Origin of the sequence: Lysinibacillus sp. FSL W7-1291 (assembly GCF_038593415.1) — a bacterium.
Classification (GTDB): Bacteria; Bacillota; Bacilli; order Bacillales_A; family Planococcaceae; genus Lysinibacillus; species Lysinibacillus fusiformis_D.
On the sequence record NZ_CP151994.1, the window covers coordinates 3162826 to 3182111 of the forward strand.

Annotated in this window: 14 protein-coding genes and 1 other annotated feature; all 14 genes read right to left on the reverse strand. The window is 38.5% G+C overall.

Annotated features, from left to right (window positions below; genetic code table 11):
- Nucleotides 1-69 precede the first annotated feature (69 nt).
- Nucleotides 70-1320, reverse strand: coding sequence for a folylpolyglutamate synthase/dihydrofolate synthase family protein (locus NST76_RS15345; RefSeq protein WP_342544106.1), 1251 nt, complete (start codon nucleotides 1318-1320; stop codon nucleotides 70-72).
- Nucleotides 1317-2597 (reverse strand): folylpolyglutamate synthase/dihydrofolate synthase family protein, encoded by a 1281-nt coding sequence (locus NST76_RS15350; protein ID WP_342545293.1) that lies wholly within the window; start codon nucleotides 2595-2597, stop codon nucleotides 1317-1319. The genes NST76_RS15345 and NST76_RS15350 overlap by 4 nt, the downstream gene beginning before the upstream one ends.
- A 328-nt stretch (nucleotides 2598-2925) precedes the next feature.
- Nucleotides 2926-3084: a hypothetical protein gene (locus tag NST76_RS15355; protein ID WP_244504887.1), complete on the reverse strand. Its 159-nt coding sequence runs from the start codon at nucleotides 3082-3084 to the stop codon at nucleotides 2926-2928.
- A 225-nt stretch (nucleotides 3085-3309) separates the two neighbouring features.
- Complete coding sequence (locus tag NST76_RS15360) at nucleotides 3310-5955, reverse strand: valine--tRNA ligase (protein ID WP_036124012.1); 2646 nt, start codon at nucleotides 5953-5955, stop codon at nucleotides 3310-3312.
- A gap of 81 nt (nucleotides 5956-6036) precedes the next feature.
- Nucleotides 6037-6295 (reverse strand) — a binding site (T-box leader).
- A 272-nt stretch (nucleotides 6296-6567) separates the two neighbouring features.
- Nucleotides 6568-7332, reverse strand: coding sequence for a hypothetical protein (locus tag NST76_RS15365; protein ID WP_036124006.1), 765 nt, complete (start codon nucleotides 7330-7332; stop codon nucleotides 6568-6570).
- A gap of 81 nt (nucleotides 7333-7413) precedes the next feature.
- Nucleotides 7414-7860, reverse strand: coding sequence for an SRPBCC family protein (locus NST76_RS15370; protein WP_036124000.1), 447 nt, complete (start codon nucleotides 7858-7860; stop codon nucleotides 7414-7416).
- A gap of 307 nt (nucleotides 7861-8167) precedes the next feature.
- The gene (hemL, locus tag NST76_RS15375; protein ID WP_089934695.1) at nucleotides 8168-9460 is read right to left on the reverse strand and encodes a glutamate-1-semialdehyde 2,1-aminomutase; all 1293 of its coding nucleotides are present in this window, start codon (nucleotides 9458-9460) and stop codon (nucleotides 8168-8170) included.
- Nucleotides 9461-10441, reverse strand: a complete 981-nt coding sequence (hemB, locus tag NST76_RS15380) for a porphobilinogen synthase (protein ID WP_036123992.1) — start codon at nucleotides 10439-10441, stop codon at nucleotides 9461-9463. It lies immediately after the preceding gene.
- Nucleotides 10438-11199 (reverse strand): uroporphyrinogen-III synthase, encoded by a 762-nt coding sequence (locus tag NST76_RS15385; protein ID WP_342544108.1) that lies wholly within the window; start codon nucleotides 11197-11199, stop codon nucleotides 10438-10440. Before NST76_RS15385 ends, hemB begins: the two co-directional genes overlap by 4 nt.
- Nucleotides 11189-12121 carry a hydroxymethylbilane synthase gene (hemC, locus tag NST76_RS15390; protein WP_342544109.1) on the reverse strand — a complete coding sequence of 311 codons (933 nt, stop codon included), beginning with the start codon at nucleotides 12119-12121 and terminating at the stop codon, nucleotides 11189-11191. Before hemC ends, NST76_RS15385 begins: the two co-directional genes overlap by 11 nt.
- A gap of 18 nt (nucleotides 12122-12139) precedes the next feature.
- Nucleotides 12140-12967 (reverse strand): cytochrome c biogenesis protein CcsA, encoded by an 828-nt coding sequence (ccsA, locus tag NST76_RS15395; RefSeq protein WP_036123979.1) that lies wholly within the window; start codon nucleotides 12965-12967, stop codon nucleotides 12140-12142.
- A 182-nt stretch (nucleotides 12968-13149) separates the two neighbouring features.
- A complete protein-coding gene (gene hemA, locus NST76_RS15400) occupies nucleotides 13150-14514 on the reverse strand; it encodes a glutamyl-tRNA reductase (RefSeq protein WP_036123975.1) in 1365 nt (454 codons plus the stop codon).
- A 198-nt stretch (nucleotides 14515-14712) separates the two neighbouring features.
- Nucleotides 14713-17634, reverse strand: coding sequence for a VWA domain-containing protein (locus tag NST76_RS15405; protein ID WP_340811802.1), 2922 nt, complete (start codon nucleotides 17632-17634; stop codon nucleotides 14713-14715).
- Between the two features lie 18 nt (nucleotides 17635-17652).
- A complete protein-coding gene (locus NST76_RS15410) occupies nucleotides 17653-19101 on the reverse strand; it encodes an S-layer homology domain-containing protein (protein ID WP_036123969.1) in 1449 nt (482 codons plus the stop codon).
- Nucleotides 19102-19286 lie beyond the last annotated feature (185 nt).

The window sequence follows — 19286 nt, forward strand, 5'->3', positions numbered from 1 at the left end:
CTGTTGAAAGGAAAACATGGTCTCTAGCTATAAAAAAGCTAGGACTCCCTCTCAAGAGTCCTAGTCGGTTTATTCTTTTAATCTATTACGTACCGCTGTTAGTAAATACAATGAGCCAGATACGATTGTTCTTTGCTGACTTAGTGACTGCGCCTGTAAAAAAGGTACATAATCCACAAGGACAGCTTTGGATGCTGCATTGGAAAGGGTTAGCATTTGTTGCGCAGTCATCGCTCGCGGATTGTCAAAATCAACAAAATAAAAATTATCGCTGACCTGCTCAAAAAGGCGGAGAATCTGCTGTACGTCTTTATCTGCTAATATACCGATAACAAATGTTATGCGCTCATTTGGAAACTCACATTGAATCGTTTCCACTAATTTTTCCGCACTTGCTGGATTATGAGCACCATCTAAAATAACACAGGGCATTATTTCTTCAAAACGTCCTAAAATAGTAGCCCTTTGCACTGCCTGACGTATAGCTACTTCACTCGTAGATACATCTAATACAGATGCCACTTCAAAAAATGCTGTAATGGCAAGTGCCATATTATTCGCTTGATGTGTTCCCTTCATAGACCGAGTTAGTTTTGCTATTTGAAACTGTTGCACTACATTGGTATAGCATTCTCCATCAGCTGTTGATTTGACAGTAAAATGTTGACCTAATGCTAGAACATTGGCATTTTTCCGAGCGGCTTCATCATCAACAATACGCTTAGCTTCATCTGGTAAATCACCTATAATGACAGGGCGAGATCGTTTAATAATGCCTGCTTTGTGACGGGCAATATGGGCAAGCGTATCTCCTAAAAATTTTGTATGTTCTAACGCGATGCTTGGGATAATGGAGACAATCGGTGTTACCACATTCGTGCTATCCAGTAACCCACCCATACCTGCTTCAATAAGCGCGATATCCACGTGCTCATTCACAAAATGTAAAAATGCAGCTACAGTTAGTAATTCAAAATCCGTTAGTTTTTCACTAAGCTCTGCCTGTTGCATTTGTTGAAAAACTCGATCCATTTCAGCTTCCGTTATAGGGTGACCAGCTATTTGAATTTGATCATGGACATCCACTATACATGGAGACATAAATTTGCCTACGCGTAAGCCATGTTCTTGAGCAATTGCCTCCAGAAACGTTAACGTAGATCCTTTACCATTTGTGCCTGCTAAGTGGACAACACGCAATGTTTGCTCGGGGTTTCCTACTAAGGACAAGGCCTCTTCAATCGCCTCAAGACCAGGTTTAATCACATCATCGCTTTTGACATGCCATTTTTCTTTATAATGATCAAGTTTTGGAATCATTGTCCTTCCTCCTGTAGCCATTGTCGAACTTCCGCTATAAAGTATAAAGAACCTGTAATGACCACAATATCCTCTTCATGGCGTTCATGTAGTACAGTTTGAACAATTTCTAGCCATTCTTCGTGATGAGTTTTATGTGCATGTGTCGATAACATCGCTAAGCTCTCGGCAGGCATTGCATTGGGCAGGTTTATTTCCGTAAAGGCAATTGAAATCGCTACAGCATCCATTAGCTCTATACTGTTGGCATGATCCTTATCAGCCAATGCTGCATAAATGAATCGATATTGGTTGTTAGGATAGACATCCTTGAGTGTTTGGATTAGGGCAGCTGTACCTTCTGAATTATGAGCGCCATCTAGCACGATATGATTCGGCCATTGCTCGAAACGGCCAGCCCACTGTGCGCGTTGTAGTCCTTGACGAATTGTATCATCAGCAAAGGAAAGGTATCCGTCTTCACGTAATAAAAGTAGAGTCGTAATAGCAAGACTTGCATTATTAATTTGATGGGGACCAGCCATTTTTAAAGGTACATCCATCATCACGACCTGTTCTTTTTTATATGTAAATTGCTGATAATCTGTGCCTTGCTCACTATTTGTCACCGTAAAATCTTGTCCTAAAACGAAGCATGGTGCGTGTCGTTCCTCTGCCGTGGCTTTAATAACAGCTAATGCCTCCTCATTCCTAACTCCTACTACAACTGGTACGCCTCTTTTGATGATGCCTGCTTTTTCACTGGCAACCTTTGCGAATGTATCACCTAAAAATGCAGTATGCTCTAGCGAAATCGTTGTAATAATCGCTAAAAGCGGCGTGACGACATTGGTCGCATCTAAACGTCCTCCAAGCCCTGTTTCAATAATCGCTATATCTACTCCTTGATGGGCAAAATATTGAAACATAATCAGTGTGACTACCTCAAAAAAGCTGGGAAAATCTCCATTGTATTGTTCTTCTATAATTTTGGCTAGTTGATTGAAATAGGCTAAAAATTGCTCATCCGAGATTTGCTTGCCGTTAATAGTCATCCGTTCATTGACTCTCTCCAAATGCGGGGACGTAAATGCTCCTACTTTGTAACCCGCATGTTGTAGCATTTCTCTTAAGGCATTCACCGTAGAGCCTTTGCCATTTGAACCTGCCACATGAATTACACGTAGTTGATTGTGCGGATGACCTAAATGGGCAAGTACTTCTCGCATGAGGACAAGTGGTGCACGTTTATGATCAACTGCTTTTAATGTAAAGATAAATTTTGTACATTCGTTCATTGTGTTAAACAAAAGAAACACTCCCTCTTACTGCAATACCTTTATTTTAGTACAAGTAATGTTTAATAACATCGTTAAATAGCAAAACACTCGAAAAAACACGCTGCTAGCGACTGCGTGTTAGTTTTATTTTTTCAATTAATGTACTTGGTGAGCATCTAATAGAACCCCCATATTGTCAATAGCGGGAGAATATTTGGACGTTGTACTCATTCAAAGGGGTTTTTTAACATTTAAATATCGAAATTCGAGCAATACTCATTTATTTTTTGAATCGTTAATAAATCTGTACGTGATAACTGGATACAATTCTGTTGAGGTTTATTTGCTAATAGAGCACACGTCCACTGGCATTTAATAAACGATAATACTTTGCTTCTAATAATTTCAAAAGATTCGTTTCTATCAGTACCCTTGCACTTACAAAATCTAATTCATCACATGCTTTATTGACTTTCGTAATAATTGTGGCAATGTGTCCTGTCAACCTCAACACCTCCACTTTTCATACAATAGGCTCTACAAAAAGGGGGCTAGCCATCCCAATTCACCAAAACATTCAGGTTTTTTATCCTACTGAACGAATGATAACACTAATCTATTAGACTTATTATTCGAATAACACTATATTTTAACCTAATTACACACATACCTTTTGCTCCATTATAAAAAGAAGCAACGGATGACTTTACAGCCATCCATTGCTTCCTCATTACATATTTTTTAATTCTTCTAAACGTTTTAACACAACAGCATGCTTGCTTTCATAATCTGCTAATTTTTCACGCTCTGCATTGACTAACGCTTCAGGTGCTTTCGATACGAACTTCTCATTTGATAACTTACCAGTAACAAGCTTTACTTCTTTTGCCCATTTCTCTAACTCTTTTTCAAGGCGAGCAATTTCTTCCTCTAAGTTAATAAGACCAACAAGTGGTAGGAACACTTGCGCTCCTGTGACAACAGCCGTCATTGATTGACCTGGTGCCTCTAAACCTTCACCAATTGTGAGGGTATCAGGATTACAGAATTTTTCTAAATAGCCTTGATTCGCTTCAAGAACAGCTACTGTTGCTGCATCTTTCGCTGAAATAAATAGCGGTACTTTTTTGCTCATCGGTGTATTCACTTCCGCACGAATATTACGTACTGAACGTATAATATCCATTAGGAGCTTCATATTATCTGCTTCATCAGCAAAATGAAGATCCGCACGTACTGTTGGCCATGCAGCCACTGTAATCGATTCACCTTCATGTGGTAAGTGCTGCCAAATTTCTTCTGTAATGAATGGCATAAATGGATGTAATAAACGCATTGTTTGATCCAGTACGTAAGCTAAAATAGAACGAGTAGTCTTTTTAGCTACTTCATCCTCACCATAAAGTGGTAATTTCGCCATTTCAATATACCAAGAACAGAAATCATCCCAAATGAAATTATATAATTCACGACCAACTTCTCCAAATTCATAACGTTCTGCAAGAGAAGTTACACGTTCAATCGTTTCATTTAAGCGTGTTAAGATCCATTTGTCAGCAACGGATTTTTCACCTGTTAAGTCGATTTCATCATAGGTCATACCGTCCATATTCATAAGTGCGAAACGTGATGCATTCCAAATCTTATTGGCAAAATTCCATACTGCCTCTACTTTTTCAGTTGTATAGCGTAAATCTTGACCAGGTGATGAACCAGTCGCTAGGAAATAGCGTAAAGAGTCTGCACCGTATTGCTCAATAACATCCATTGGATCTACACCATTACCAAGTGACTTACTCATTTTACGACCTTCGCCATCACGTACTAAACCGTGAATTAACACATCTTTGAATGGGCGTTGACCTGTAAATTCAAGACCTTGGAAAATCATGCGAGATACCCAGAAGAAAATAATATCATATCCCGTTACTAATGTGCTGGTTGGGTAATAACGTTTATATTCTTCATTTGCCTCATCTGGCCAGCCCATTGTAGAAAACGGCCAGAGCGCAGAAGAGAACCAAGTATCGAGTACATCTTCATCTTGCGTCCAATTTTCGGAATCAGTTGGGGCTTCTTTTCCTACGTAAACTTCGCCTGTTTCATTATGATACCAAGCTGGGATTTGATGGCCCCACCATAATTGACGAGAAATACACCAATCACGGATATTCTCCATCCAACGAGAATATGTGTTTTCAAAACGAGCTGGGACAAAGTTTACTTTCCCTTCTTCATCTTTTTGAAGCTCGAGGGAAGTGTCAGCAAGTGGTTGCATTTTAACGAACCATTGTGCTGAAAGGTATGGCTCAACAACAGCACCAGAACGTTCAGAGTGACCTACTGAATGCATATGCTCTTCAATACGAATCAGCACGCCTGCTTCTTGTAAATCAGCAACAATTTGCTTACGGCATTCAAAACGATCCATCCCTTTATATTTGCCAGCAAGATCATTCATTGTACCGTCTTCATTCATCACAAGAATGCGCTCTAGGTTGTGACGATTTCCAACTTCAAAGTCGTTCGGATCATGGGCTGGTGTCATTTTTACAACTCCAGTACCAAATTCCTTATCAACATAGTCATCAGCTACAATCGGAATTTCACGACCTACAATCGGTAAAATAACTGTTTTACCAATTAAATGCTGATAGCGCTCATCGTTCGGGTGAACAGCTACCCCAGAGTCACCGAGCATTGTTTCAGGACGTGTTGTAGCAACTTCTACATATCCTGAGCCATCCGCTAAAGGATATTTCATATGATAGAATGCACCTTGCACATCCTGATAAATTACCTCAATATCAGATAATGCTGTTTTCGCTGCTGGATCCCAGTTGATAATACGTTCGCCACGGTAAATTAAACCTTTTTCATATAACTCAACAAAAACTGTTTTAACTGCATCTGAAAGACCTTTATCTAGTGTGAAACGTTCACGTGTGTAGTCTAAACCAAGGCCAAGCTTTGCCCATTGATCACGAATATGTCCAGCATATTCTTCTTTCCATTCCCATGTTTTTTCAAGGAATTTTTCACGGCCTAAATCATAACGTGTAATATTATCCTCACGCAGTTTTGCTTCTACTTTTGCTTGTGTTGCGATCCCTGCATGGTCCATACCTGGTAACCAAAGGGCATCATAGCCTTGCATGCGTTTCATACGAGTAAGGATATCTTGTAATGTTGTATCCCAAGCATGCCCAAGATGTAATTTACCTGTTACGTTCGGTGGTGGAATAACGATGGAATAAGGCTTTTTCCCACTTTCAGGCTGTGCCTCGAAAAATTTCCCTTGTAACCACCATTCATAGCGACCGGCTTCAATGGACTGTGGGTCATATTTAGTTGGCATTGAAATGTTTTCTGTCATCTTGACTCCTCCTATTGTTTGAAGACTATTGGTAAAGAAATGCTGTTCATTTTTTTACCCAATAAAAAAACTCCTCTCGTCTAAAAGGACGAAGGAGTTTTAATTCGCGGTACCACCTTTAATTCCAGCAGCGGTTAAGATCAATGCTAAATGACACATTTTCTCAGCCTTCCCTACTGGCTCTTAATTCGGTAACGGTGTTTAACCGGCTTTAACTACTGTTAGTTCACTAAAGCTGCTCAAGGGCTACCTTCAATTAAGTACAAATAGAAACTTCTCAGCTACCGTTTCCTCTCTGAAAATGTAGACATAATTTACTCTTCCCTATCATAGCATCTGTATTTGATTTTCCTTATTGTACCGCAGAATCGTGTCATTTTTCAAGTGATTTAGTCATCTTTTAGTAAGAGTAAAGTAAATAGAAAAGGAAGTGACAATTCAATGCGTCGACGCAAGTATAACCCTTGGCTTTTACCTCCTTGGCTACGACAAGTTCGTTTTTATTGTAGAACCATTATTGTGCCAATTTGTGCTTTTCAGTTTATCCGTGTCATTATTGTGCCAACATCAGGCGATTTAGTCTTCTTATTGCTCCTACTACTTCTCTGCTATTTACTTTTGAAAGACATCATTTGAAACACGGACTTTAAGCGGTGTATACTCTTCTGTTAGGTCCCAAATCATGGAAGGCACTTCATGCCAAGTGCTGGATTCACGTACAACAATATGGCTTGAGGATTCTCTCATTACTATCTTTTGGTCAACTGTTGTAGAGGTCTCTTGGCGTGAAGCTGCTGCTACTGCGGTAGGTTGTTTCACTTGAACACTTTCCTCGATCACAGCCATTTTTTCTTCTTGATCGAAAGCATGAGCCATTAGGTGTGGATTGTCTAAAGTATCATTTTCAACAACGGGTTCATATTCGTTAAAAATACTTGTAACTGTCCACTCAAGCTGACACATCTGATTCGACAGACTAGGGCGAATATCTTTGACCATTAAATCTTTGACATCCGATTCTTTTGGTAAATCCACATGTAAAGGGACAGCATACTCAAAATAACCAGTATCTCCTTGGACATCAAGGGCATCAATTGTAATTAAATTATCATCACCTGTAAATGCTTGCATATCTTGAAAATCAAAACGAACATGTGCAGTAATATGGTAGATGCCCATTAATCGAAGTGAATCCTCTAACTGCATGGCTTGCCACTGTGGTTTAATTTGTACAGCAGCTAATTCTGTTGGGCAACCATATCCAGGAAAACAAAATGTTTCTCGCATATTCCAAGTTTTTTGTTCGATAATAATCCCTCCCTTTGCATCATATGACGATTTAAAGGATAGTATGCTAGTGTGTTTCAAGTTGAACACAATTATAAATAGATACTACTAGAAAAATGGCATGCTAGAATATTACTTCTAGCATGCCATTTTCATGGATGTTCTTATCATTTAAACATTGACTAATTTAATTTTATTAGCTACACGATCTGTTAGCATTTGTGTTGCCTTTGGTACAATCGGTTTAAAAATCGGATTTAACACAGGGCCAGCTAAGCCGCCAGCAACGACTTCTAAAAAACCTGTCATTTTTGTGTTTTCAGCATCAATGCTTTCTGCAAGGAAATAGCCATTTCCAGTGAAATTATCAGAAAGACCCTTTAATTCGAATGTAACTTTTGATGGTGCTACCCATTCTAAAATTGTAATTTCTACTTGTACCGTTTTTTTCAAAACGCCAACATTGCCTTTAAAAGTCCATGTTGAATGTTTGTCATCAATCATTTCGTGTGTATTATAACCTGGGACAAGCTTTGCCCATTTTTCCATATCACTGACGAATTCCCATACATTATCAATTCCTACGGGTACTTCGACCATGTGTGTGCCAGTTGCCATATTAATTCACTACTTTCTATTATGAATAGCTATATTATAAACGATATCGCCCACAATTTGGCCATGCTGAAAGATATAATTTTAACAAAAACAGGTCCTTCATCCAGTATAGAAGTTCTTATTTGCTAGTTAATATATGCTATACTTTCTCTTTTGCTCATTCATTGCTCAAGTACTAGAATGACTTCCATCATAGAAAACTATTAATCGTAAGCGCTTGCGGTTTTCTGTCTCTGTCGCTTCACTTTAAGCTGAATTAAGCTAAAAAAGGCACGCTAGATTTGTTTCTAGCATGCCCTAAACTTTGTTATCTTGCTAATTGTGCAAATACTTTATGGAAGGCATCCACTGTTTTAGCCATATGTTCTTCCGTATGCGCTGTGGAAATAAATAATCCCTCAAACTGAGAAGGTGGTAGGAAAATCCCTTCCTCTGCCATCAGGCGGAAGTATTCAGCGAATAATTGTAAATCAGATGATTTAGCAGAAGCAAAATCAATAACATCTTCATTCGTAAAGAAGAAACCAATCATAGAACCAGCACGATTAACTGTGTGCGGAATATTGTATTTTGTTGCGGCTTCACGGAAACCTGCTTCCAGCAGATCACCTAATTTTTTAAAGTAATCATACGTACTATGGTCTAAGCGTGATAACGTTTCGTAGCCGGCTGTCATCGCTAATGGATTCCCAGATAGTGTACCTGCTTGATAAATAGGGCCAGCTGGTGCTACTTGCTCCATAATCTCTTTTTTCCCAGCAAACGCTCCTACTGGCAGACCACCACCGATTACTTTTCCTAAAGTAGTTATATCAGGCGTGACATCAAAATAGCCTTGTGCACAGCCATAATCTACACGGAAACCTGTCATAACCTCATCAAAGATTAATATTGCACCGTGCTCCGTTGTAAGGGCACGTAGACCTTCTAAGAAACCTGGCTGTGGTGGTACAACCCCCATATTCCCTGCAACTGGCTCCACAATGACTGCTGCTAGCTCTGCACCAAATTTCTCGAACACCGTTTTTGCCCCTTCTAAATCGTTGTAGGCAACTGTTAACGTATTTCGAGCAATATCTGCCGGTACACCAGGGCTGTCAGGTAAGCCTAATGTGGCTACACCAGAGCCAGCCTTAATCAATAAGGAATCACCATGACCATGATAAGAGCCTTCAAATTTTAAAATCTTATCACGTCCAGTAACACCACGAGCTACACGTAAAGCAGACATAGTAGCCTCTGTTCCTGAAGAAACAAAGCGAATCATTTCCATACCTGGCAGACGATCTAAAACTAATTGAGCTAAACGATTTTCTGTATAGCTTGGCGCACCAAAGGAAGAGCCTTTTGCTGCTGTGTCAGCAATTGCTTTCACTACCTCTGGATGAGTATGGCCTAAAATCAGTGGCCCCCAAGATAATACATAATCAATATATTCGTTGCCATCAATATCTTTAATAATAGCACCGTGGCCAGATTCCATGAAAATCGGATCCATATTTACTGATTTGAATGCACGTACTGGGCTACTAACGCCACCTGGCATTAATTGAACAGCTTCAGCATAAGCTTGCTTTGATTTTTCGTAAGAACGTGTCATTTATTTCTCCTCCAACCAACGTGCAGCATCTTTTGCATGATACGTAATGATTAAATCAGAGCCTGCACGTTTCATACCTAGTAATGTTTCAAGCACAACTTTTTTCTCTTCAATCCAACCATTCATAGCAGCCGCTTTAATCATTGCATATTCACCTGAAACATTATACGCAACAAGCGGTAGTGGATAGTTATTTTTCATATCTCGAATAATATCTAAATAGCTAAGGGCAGGTTTTACAATTAAGAAATCTGCGCCTTCTTCGATATCTGACTCTGCCTCACGGAAAGCCTCTAAACGGTTCGATGGATCCATTTGGTAGGACTTACGATCACCAAATTGCGGTGCACCATCTGCAGCGTCACGGAACGGACCATAGTAGCTAGATGCATATTTGACTGCATACGACATGATTGGAATATGCTCAAATCCTGCTTCATCTAGACCAGCACGGATTGCTGTAACAAAGCCATCCATCATATTAGATGGAGCAATAATATCTGCACCAGCTTTTGCTTGTGACACAGCTGTACGGGCTAACACATCTAATGAAGGGTCATTTAAAATCTGATCGCCTTCAATTAAGCCACAATGTCCATGGTCTGTAAATTCACATAAGCATGTATCGGCAATGACTAATAGCTCAGGATGACGTGCTTTAATAAGTCGTGTCGCTTCTTGAACAATGCCATGATCATGGAACGCACCTGTTCCAACAGCATCTTTTTCAGCTGGTAAACCAAATAAAATAACCGCAGGAATTCCTAATGCTACAACCTCATCAATTTCAGCTTCTAGTTTATCCAATGAAAATTGAAAAACGCCAGGCATTGAATGTACTTCATTTTTAATATTTTCGCCTTCAATTACAAAAATAGGATAGATCAGGTCCTCTTTATGTAAGTATGTTTCTTTTACCATTGATCTCATCGTTGCATTAGCACGCAAACGACGATGTCTTTGAAATTGTAGTTTTGTCATGATTTGTCCCCTACTTTCATAATTTCTTCGATAACTGCTTGCATGGTATATACACTTGGCATAATCTCCACAGTAGCACCGTATTGTTCAAGAGCCGCTTCCGTAATATGACCAATGGCTGCAATACGAGTTGCTCGCCAGCCAACATGTGATGCTACATCCCTTGCATACACATCAACAGCTGATGGACTAGCAAAAATGACCGTGACATCTTGATGTTGATCGATGCATTTGAGAATAACTGAGGTTTGATCATGTCGTTCCCTCGTTTCATAAACAGTCCACTCTTTTACTTCAAAGGGCAGTCCATCCTTCAGCGTACTTTTCGCCTTCTCTCCACGAATAAACAAACATCTCGGAAGATTACCTGCTACACTCGGAAATTCTTGGACGAAAATATCAGCACTAAATACAGAAGGCATAAAGCTCACTTGAAATCCTAGCTTTTCTAATGCTGTCGTTGTTTTTGTTCCAATGGAAGCAATTTTCCCTTGGAAGTGATCGGCATTCAAATGATGCCGCAGCATTTTACGAGCAAAAGCATCGACAGCATTTTGACTCGTAAAAATAAGCCAATCAAATTGATTCGCACAATTCAATCGTTCAGCATCATGATTGTCTAATCGTTCGCATGTTTCAATTAATGGGGCAATGATGGCATGGCCACCTAAAGCTGTTATATTGTCGACAATGGTTGTTGTCTTAGATGTCCCCGTTAAAAGGATCGTTTTACCTTTTAGGGGTAAATTACTTGGCATCTTGCTCTGCCTTTACACGTTGAATTAGTTCGAAAGCGCCCTGTTCTGTTAAAATAGCAGCCAGCTCTTCCCCAATTTTTTGTGCGTCTGTTCCTACTACTGTTTCCTTATACAAAACAGAAGCATCTGGAGCTGCGACAAGGCCAGTTAATGTCATTTCGCCCCCATTTGAAGTGGCATACCCAGCGATTGGTACCTGACAGCCACCATCCATTGCTGCCAAAAAGGCACGTTCCGCATGTGCCTCTTGCCAAGTGAATGGATCCGTTAATTTTCCTAACTCAGCTAATAGCTCCGCATCATCTCCACGACATTCAATACCAAGAGAGCCTTGCGCTACTGCTGGCAGACAATGTTCTACAGGTAAAAACTCTGTGACTACATCATCACTCCAGCCAAGACGTTTCAAACCAGCGGCTGCTAGAATAATTGCATCATATTCCTCTGTCTCCAACTTAGCTAAACGTGTATCAACATTTCCTCGAATCCATTTAATCTCGATATCTGGGCGTACTGTTAATAGCTGTGCACTGCGACGTAATGAACTTGTCCCAACTACCGCTCCCGCAGGAAGTTCTGCAAATTTAACATGACCTTTCGAAATAAAGGCATCACGTGCATCTTCACGTGGAGGAATGCAACCAATCACTAACCCTTCTGGCAACACAGCAGGCATATCTTTCATAGAATGGACAGCAAAATCAATTTCTTTATCGTAGAGGGCTTGCTCAATTTCTTTCACAAACAATCCTTTTCCCCCTACTTTTGAAAGCTGCACATCTAAAATTTGATCCCCTTTTGTTACGATCTCTTTTACTTCAAATTCGAATGGGGCACCAGCCGCTTTTAATTCATTAATGAACCAATTTGTTTGAGTTAGCGCTAGCTTACTTCTCCTAGAACCTACAATAATTTTTCTCAACAGTCTCCAACCTTTCTTCTAATACCATAAATGGAATCGCGATAAACTACTTCCTAGGAAGAAGTTCACAACAACTAATAGATAGGCATAAATATGTACCCATGCATAAGTTGTTCCTGTCAGCTTGCTTTTGCGATTCACATATAGGATAAAGCAATACAAAATTAAAATAATGAAGGACCCTATGATTTTCGAATCGAAAATCGAAAGACTCTCTAATGTTAATAGTGCCCATTCAAACCCTAATATTAAACTTATAAATAACATCGGAATCCCAATAAAAAATGAAATATTCATCCAGCTACTCGTTTGCTGTAGGGATGGTAATCTTGTCCATAAATGTGTCCACTTTTTCTTTTTCAGTAAACGATATAGAACGAGATACAAAATGGCAAACACGAATGTTAAAGTGAACGCTGCATATGACAGTATCGCAAATGATATATGAATAAAAAGCATTTCCGAAATTAATGTCTCTCCGACGGCTCCTGTAGGGCGTTTAGGCATAAATGTAAAGATACTAGCGAATAAAAATCCTAGTATATTAATAATAAACACCGGTAAGTCCACCTTCGCAATACAGTGAAGGATAATCGATAACGTCACAAGTAACCAGGAATAAAATAAAATTCCCTCGGACAAGGATAGAATCGGAAAACGCTTTGTTTCCACAAATGTTAAAATAATAATGGCACTTTGAATCACCCATACAAATGAAACAAGCCAAAAAGCAATGCGTCTTGCTCGTACTTGCTTATAAAAATAATCAGTAAAGTAAAAAACTAGACTGATCGCATACAAGACGATCATCACTTCATATAGTCTCGTCATGGTCAAATCAGCCAATAGACATCCCTTCTTTGTAGTAAAATGGTCAAGCTAGTATCTCTCAGAAAACAAAAAAAACGTTTTCGTATCCTTAGTTTACCATACAGATACGAAAACGCCTCTTGTAATATCAGTAGAGAATCCAATTGCGCGAAGTACTTACGTACAACCATTTTGGCTACGCGTACACATTGGATATTTTAGAAAGAGTACTTTGGCTCAGCAGAAGTTTGAGATGCCTTTGAGCGTTCTTTACGCTCAAGATCTTGCTTTGTCATCTCCTGAACTTCAACTTCAACAGCCTCTTCTATACCAAAAATTTGTTGGAATAAACGTAACTGTTCATTTGCTTTTGGTTCATTTGCCAATTCTTTAGCTTGTAAAATTGGCTCTTTTAACAATTGATTGATAATAGATTTTGTATGTTTGCTTAAAATTTTACGTTCACGATCCGTTAAATCTGGCATTTTATTTTCGATACTAATCATCGTCTCTTCTTGAATACGATTAGCTTTTTTACGTAACGCTGAGATGACTGGTACTACACCAAGCGTTGCTACCCAATCTTTAAATTGGTCAACTTCTTTGCCAATCATATCTGTAATATCAGCAGCAGCACGTTCACGCTCTGCTAAATTCGCTTCAACAATACCTTGTAAATCATCAATATCGTATAAGAAAACATTTGGTAAGTCGCCTACTCGTGGATCAATATCACGAGGAACAGCAATATCAACCATAAACAAAGGTTTTCCTTTACGTAAACGTTCCACAAATTGCATCAGCTCATAATCAATAACAAAATCTGTTGCACCTGTTGAAGTGATTAAAATATCCGCCTCTAAGAGAGAACATTGCAATTCCTTCATTGACTTGGCTTCTCCGTGGAATTTAGCTGCTAAAGTTTCTGCTTTTTCAAATGTACGGTTGATGACAGTAACTTTTCCTACACCACTACCGTAAAGATTCTCAATAGCAAGTTCCCCCATTTTTCCTGCACCTAAAATAGCTACATGCTTACGTTGTAAAGAGCCAAAAATTTTCTTAGCTAATTCAACGGCTGCATAGGAAACAGATACTGCATTCTCACCAATCGCTGTTTCATTATGTGCACGTTTTGCAAATGTTACCGCTTGTTTAAATAGCTGATTATAAACCGTACCTGTTGTACCAATCTCTTGTCCACTTAAAAAGCTTTTTTTTACTTGCCCTAAAATTTGCGTTTCACCAAGAACCATTGAATCAATTCCAGCTGTCACTTTAAATAAATGTTCGATTGCCTCATCTTCTTCACGAATCGTTAAATACGAAGAAAATGTCTCCACAGGCAAATCAAACCATTTGGCTAAAAATTGTTTCACAAAATGACGTCCAGTATGCAATTGATCCACAACAGCATATATTTCTGTACGGTTACAAGTCGAAACAATAACGTTTTCTAAAATACTTTTTTGCTTTTGCAGCGCTTCCATTGCTTGTGGTAGTTCACTCTCAATGAATGATAACTTCTCACGTATTTCAACAGGCGCTGATTTATAATTCAAGCCTACTACGATGGTATGCATGAATAACACCTCACACGTTCTAATTCACAAATCTCATTATAGCACAGTTCGACAATAGTTCATCACTAATTTGTGAACATGTCATGAAGAACTGCAATTCGTCATCTACATTAGAATTATTATAAACTAAGTGTAACAAATTATACGTCTTGTTTCAAATTAAAAAACTGCCCCCATTGTTTGGGGGCAGTTTGCTTATTAATTTGTAATTGTAACTGTTTGTAACGCGATTATATTGCCATCTTTATCATATGCCACAAACTGGATTTCATTATTGACTTTAAAGTCCTGCATCGTTTGTACAGTTTTCGTTAACATATAAACATGATCACTACGCTTTTGTAATTCAAATTGGACATCTCCACTAATCGAATTGTAGCGTACATTCATCTTATCAACGTTTTGACAATTACCATCAACTCGAGCGCTCATTGTAAGATAGCCTTTTCGTAGCGAAACGCTTGTTTCTTCAAATAAATCTTCCGGGTTGATACAGCTTGAAGCAGGTGTTTTACATAAAATAGTATCAATTAACTTCTGGAACACTTGATGCAATTTTAGATTATCAATCGCATGGAAATATGCTCCGCCAGTTTCTGTAGACAATTGCATTAATGTGGCATCATTTACTTGTGATTTTTTGCCCATACTTACAGTGTACACTTTAACGCCTTGCTTTTTCGCCTCATTAATAACCTTCGTCATTTTGGTTTTACTTGTTTTACCGTCAGATACTACGACAATCGCTTTGGCTGTTTTTGTATCATTTGAGAATTTTGTTAGTGCGATATCAATACCAGCAAAAATATCTGTCGCACCCTTCTCTTTGGATGCTTTGTAAAGATCTTTCTTCAGCACAGCATCTGTCGTCCCTTCACCAAGAACCGTTGCTTTTGTATTCGTTTCGATGACGATATTATTTTTTGCTTTCAATTGATTGATCAGCTCAATCATTTTTTTGCCACGATAATTCGTTGGATCAACTGCCTTCATAGAAGAAGAATAGTCGACTACATAGGCAATCTCTGTTGCTAACGAACATGAATTTTTACTAAAGTATGGATTAGTAAAAATATCTTTCGTTACTGTTTTATCTTTTAAACCCCTTAAAATTGTTGCATAGCGAGGATCTATTGGATTAACGAGTGTTGCCTCCACTTTTGATTTTCCATAAATAACTGAGTCAAAGTAGGCTACGGCCGTACCTGGGCTACCTGTATTATTTAATGGATCTGAAGTATTCGTAATGAATGAAGCTGTTTTTTCCACGCCATCATACTTAATTTTAACGGTTCCTTGATAATCCGTCACAGGCTCTCCACCAGGGCGAACTAAAGTCACCATAACTTTTGTATATCGATCTTTCCCAGATGGTCTTGAGGCTGCATCGGCACTTTCTTTCAATGCATCTACACGTTTTTTGTAGGCCTCTACTTGCCCAAGTAATTTCCCGCCTTGATATTTTAATAACACCGTACGGTCATAGTTACTTAAGTTAGTGAAGATAGCATAAATTTTCATCACACTATCATAGTGCTCTAATGTTAGATTTTTTTCATCTGGCATTTCTTTCATAAGTTGAATAATGGCGCCGACCGGATTAATATTTTCAACCTGTGATGCAATATCATCATCAATCCCTTGAACGCGATAAATTGGACGACCGTCTTCCGAAATCATATACATGATTTCAGTTTTAGCAGGTGTAGTCACAGAGTCAAGCAGACGACCTTTTATTAGTTCTTCAAATAAGAAAACGGAAATATCATAGTTTTCAAATTGTAATATTGCATGTTCATACCCTAATGCTGGATATCTAGGGTCAGATCCACCATAACGCAAATAGACATTTTGTACATTCCCCAAAGCATCTGTTACATTTGTTTGCTGCCCAATACTAAATAGCTTTTTATCCCCATCATACGCAAAAGGAATTGGATCATACACATCAATTAAGTTTTGTGTGAAGAACTCTGGCAATTTTTCATAAGGGATATATGGAGGTGTCACATTGCCATTATCATCATCTGAATTTGCAGGATCATATACTTGATAATCAATACGTAATTCTGGCTGTGGTGCGTAACGAACTTCTGCATTTAGCTTCTCCCCAACAAGACATTTCATAGCTGGATCTGTATTATTCACTAGCTCAAAAGAGATAGTATCACGTACTGATTTAGTTAATGATGGTGCGATAACGATAGCTGATACAGTCGAGCCGTCAGATTGGACAGTTTTAACTGCTTCTCCAGATGTATCAACGATTGTGCCGTAAGATGACGTAACTTTGAACGTATACGATTTATCATCCGCAATCGGGTCACCATTACAAGCCTTTAGCGATACGGTCACAAGTGTAGAATCTACATCGTTCGCAATTAAATCTGGCTTTTCCACCACAATGCTTTGCAATGCATTATTAACATTGCTAGGACCAGTAAAATCATTGGAATTATCCTTTGGTACTTCAAAATCAGAACTGTTGGAGCCCATGAAACCAGGCGGTAAAGTGATACTGTCATTATCACGACCTGCTGCACTACGTTTTAATCCTTGTACAGCAAAATTGCCATTTTGAACAGCTCTATATAAAAAGGTTGCAACATCACCACGTGTTAGTTTAGTAGAAGGATTAAAACTAGCAAATGTTTTTTTGCCTGAACTACTTGTAGATAGTTCATTTGAATATAAATATTGTACAGCCTGTGGTTCATCTAAATCTAAGCCTTTAAAGGCAGCATAAATTCGAGCAAATTGGCCACGTGTAACGGCTTTTGTTCGATTAGCATTCACATTTGTACCATTAAACGGTAAATAAAAATCACTATAGAAATTATAAGCAACACTATCAATATATGATAATGCATAGTTACGATCCAGCTTAGCAAACATCAAGATAAGCTCTCGTTCCGTTACTTGTTCATTTGGTAAAAAGTTATTGGCATTGTTCAAAGACATTAGGTCATTGTCAACTGCCCAAGAAATAGCCTTATAATTATTGCTATTTGTAGGAACATCTTTAATTGTTGGAGCTGCTTGCGTGACGACAGGCGTTGCTGTCATCAGTATTAGCATGAAGCAAAGCGTAGTGAGCAGTGCTTTTTTTACATAGGTCATTTTTGTTCAGTCCTTTCCTTAGTTAAAGAACAATATGTCATCACGATAGTTTTGCTTTAAGTCATCTTCTAAATATTTCAAGAAACGCTCTAGAACAACTGATGCCTCTGCACGAGTTAATGGTTTATTTGGATTAAAACGACCGGCCGAGTCGCCAATCATAAGACCAATTTCATTTGCAATATAGATGCCATCTCTTGCATAGTTTGGAATCTGGTTTTCATCTTTAAATTTCGTTATATAGCCAGGATTTGGTGCTCTATTTTCAAGGCCTAAGGCACGAACAAAAATAGTGGCAGCCTGTGCTCTTGTTATGGCACTATCTGGCTTAAAGTAATCAGCAGATACACCTTTAATTATCCCTTTGTTTAAGGCTGACTCTATATAACCATAATCTTTAACAGAACGCTTTAAATCTCTAAACACGCTTGTAGTTGCAGTCTTTTTCGATTTCTTTTCTTCAAACACACGTAAATCTACTGCTTTACCAATTGCTGTTGTAAAGTCTATGCGTTTCATCGGTGTGTTTGGCGAGAAGAAATTACTTGAATCTGAATAAATTCCTAGAGAATATAGCTTTTCAATGGCTTCTTTTGCATAGTGATTAGTTAAATCACGGAATTTAGGAATAATAAGGCGCTCGATCGTTGGCATGTATTCTGTATCTAAATCAAGCGTACCTTTTTGTCCAGAAGATAAATCATAAGTGTATTCAGAAATAACATCCTTTTCACTTAAAACTGCATAGCCTCCCTCAAAACTCCCTAAACTACCAAGGTTTTCTTCATAATTTAAAACACGTGATTTACTTGTAGACAAACGATTTTTCACATGGCTTGTCTTGCCATTACTATAGGAATAAACTGACTCTGTAATTTGTGTTTCTGTTGCTCCCCAAAAATTTTCATAGCCAGCATGTCGACTATCTGTTTCAATCGTTACTGTGTTTTGAACTGCGTTTTTTCCTTTTCCTGTTTCAAATGCATACGTTTTTCGCGAGATTACATTTCCTGAGTAATAATCAGAGGCTGCACGATTATCCGTAACCGTTCCTTGAGAAAATTGATAATCGACTAATGTATAAGTAATAGATCCAATCGTAATTTTCTCCGTATACTTTTTAACCTCACCATTGGATGTTTTTTGGCCGAGTACCGCATAATCTACTACATCAGATTCGTAGGCAATATTTCTTGTCAATGTAGCCCCATTGCTTGCCGTTAGCTTCATGCTATACGTTTCTGTTAACTTACCTTTGGATTCCTTTTGTGCAATTTTAAGATCTTTACTTGTTCCCTTAAAAATAACTGGTGTCCCTGACAGGAACACGGCTTCCTCATATGTATACTCGTTTTTTACAGCACCTGTTGTTTCTAATGAAGCAGCCGATGCATTGAACGGGATAGTAGTTCCAATTACAAAAATAACAAGAACTACCAACGTTATTTTGGATAAATATTTTTGCATTTGCTTTTCCTCTCTTTCACTGTGCATGAAGTGCATAATGAAGCTTGGTCTCATGACTAACAAAAAATCTGCTCGTCTATCGAATGTATTCAAGCCTATGCGAAGTACCTTCCTCTTTTCAGATCATGTATACATCGCCTTTTTGCAAATACTATTCGCATTAGACTCGCAGATTCTTTCTTTGT